Annotated in this window: 4 protein-coding genes; all 4 read right to left on the bottom strand. The window is 63.7% G+C overall.

Features of this window, described 5'->3' with window-relative positions:
• Positions 1 to 34: 34 nt before the first annotated feature.
• The gene (gene infA / locus EN884_RS34480; RefSeq protein WP_006200926.1) at positions 35 to 253 is read right to left on the bottom strand and encodes a translation initiation factor IF-1; all 219 of its coding nucleotides are present in this window, start codon (positions 251 to 253) and stop codon (positions 35 to 37) included.
• Positions 254 to 340: 87 nt separating this feature from the next.
• The gene (locus tag EN884_RS34475; RefSeq protein ID WP_013530197.1) at positions 341 to 811 is read right to left on the bottom strand and encodes a low molecular weight phosphatase family protein; all 471 of its coding nucleotides are present in this window, start codon (positions 809 to 811) and stop codon (positions 341 to 343) included.
• Positions 799 to 1284 carry a UPF0262 family protein gene (locus EN884_RS34470; protein ID WP_013530198.1) on the bottom strand — a complete coding sequence of 162 codons (486 nt, stop codon included), beginning with the start codon at positions 1282 to 1284 and terminating at the stop codon, positions 799 to 801. The genes EN884_RS34475 and EN884_RS34470 overlap by 13 nt, the downstream gene beginning before the upstream one ends.
• Positions 1285 to 1290: 6 nt before the next feature.
• Positions 1291 to 1966 (bottom strand): histidinol dehydrogenase (gene hisD, locus EN884_RS34465; RefSeq protein WP_128361061.1); only part of this gene is annotated, 676 nt, incomplete at its 5' end.

The raw sequence follows: 1966 nt of genomic DNA, 5'->3' as shown, positions 1-1966 counted from the left end.
GCAAAATGCTCATCGCGGACCAGTCGGGCTTTGCTTACTTGAAACGATAGGTGATGCGGCCCTTGGTCAGGTCGTATGGCGTCATCTCGACCAGAACCTTGTCGCCGGTCAGCACGCGGATGCGGTTCTTGCGCATGCGGCCGGCCGTATGGGCGATGATTTCGTGTTCGTTTTCGAGCTTTACCCGGAACATCGCGTTCGGCAACAATTCCGTCACGACACCCGGAAACTCGAGGACTTCTTCCTTCGGCATTCGATACCTTTGCTTGGATGGTAGTTCCAGCACCCTGGCCGGAATTTCGGCGGAACCTATATGATAATCGTCCGCTTGTGAACACGCTTAATCCGTCGCGTTTTTTGCCTCTGGAAGCAAGAAACGTCGGCCTATGCGCACCTTCAGCCGCTCGCGGACGTCCCGGTACGCTGCCATGATCTGTTCGCGCGTGCCACCGGCGTCGGTCGGGTCCGGCGTCGGCCAATATTCGACCTCGACGGCGAGCGAGCGGGTGAGTTCGAGTGCGGCGTGGTGCGCTTCGGGTGCCAGCGTGACGATGAGGTCGAAATAGTCGTCCTCGAGATCGTCCATCGTCCTTGGGTGGCGCTCGCCCAGCGTGAGATCTTCTTCGGCCAGCACCGCATCGACGAACGGATCGCGCTCGCCGGCGCGAACGCCGGCCGAAGCGACAAAGACGGTGGCGGGCAGCATCCGGCGCGCCAGCTGCTCCGCCATTGGCGAGCGCACGGCATTCATGCCGCACAGGAACAGGATCGAACGGGGCAGGGCGCCGGGCGACAGGGCTAGCCCCGCCAGTGCAGCACGCAGACCAGCGTGAACAGCCGGCGCGCCGTATCGAAGTCGATGTCGATCTTGCCGGACAGCCGGTCCATCAGCGTCTGCGAACCTTCATTGTGCAGGCCGCGGCGGCCCATGTCGATCGCCTCGATATGGCTCGGCGTCGAGGAGCGGATGGCGTCGTAGTAGCTTTCGCAGATCATGTAGTAATCCTTGACGATGCGCCGGAGCGGCGTCAGCGACAGGATATGGGTGACGACGGCGGTGCCATCCTCGCGCGCCACGGCAAACACCAGCCGCTGCTCGGCCAGCGACAGTTTCAGCCGGTAAGGGCCGTCGCCGCTGTCATTGACGGGCTGGAAACTGTTCTCCTCGATCAGGTCGAAGATCGCCACTGCACGTTCATGCTCGACATCCGGCGTTGACCGGCCGATCGATTCATCGAGTTCGACATCGATCAGCCTGGCGCGGGTTTGATCGGGGCCAGACATCGCCGCCTACATGTTCAACCGTATGGCGACGGAGCGTCCATGCGCGTCAAGACCCTCCGCCTTGGCCAGCGCAATCGCCGCCGGCGCCAAGATACGCAACTGCTCCGGTCCAAGCTTGAGGATCGACGTGCGCTTGACGAAATCGAGCACGGACAGGCCGGACGAGAAACGCGCCGAGCGCGCCGTCGGCAGCACATGGTTAGAGCCGCCGACATAGTCGCCGATGGCTTCCGGCGTGTGGCGGCCGAGAAAGACCGCACCGGCATTGCGCATCCGCGACAGGAAGCCCTCGGCGTCGTCGATGGCCAGTTCGACATGTTCGGCGGCGATGCGATCGACCAGCGGCAGCGCGGCGTCGATGGTCGACACCTGGATCACGGCACCAAAATCGCGCCAGCTCGCCGCTGCCGTTTCAGCGCGTGGCAGGCTCTGCAACTGGCGCTCGACCGCCTGTTCGACCGCGATGCCGAAAGCCGGATCGTCGGTGACCAGGATCGACTGCGCCGAAGCGTCGTGTTCTGCCTGGGCCAGCAGGTCGGCAGCGATCCAGTTCGGATCGGTGCTGCCGTCGGCCACGACAAGCACTTCCGATGGCCCGGCGATCATGTCGATGCCGACGGTGCCGAAAACCTGGCGCTTGGCTGCCGCGACATAGGCATTGCCCGGGCCGACGATCTTGGCG

Source organism: Mesorhizobium sp. M7A.F.Ca.AU.001.01.1.1 (assembly GCF_004022735.1).
GTDB classification, from domain to species: Bacteria; Pseudomonadota; Alphaproteobacteria; order Rhizobiales; family Rhizobiaceae; genus Mesorhizobium; species Mesorhizobium ciceri.
Note: the sequence above shows the minus strand (reverse complement) of the source record. Positions and strands in the feature narration are given on the sequence as shown.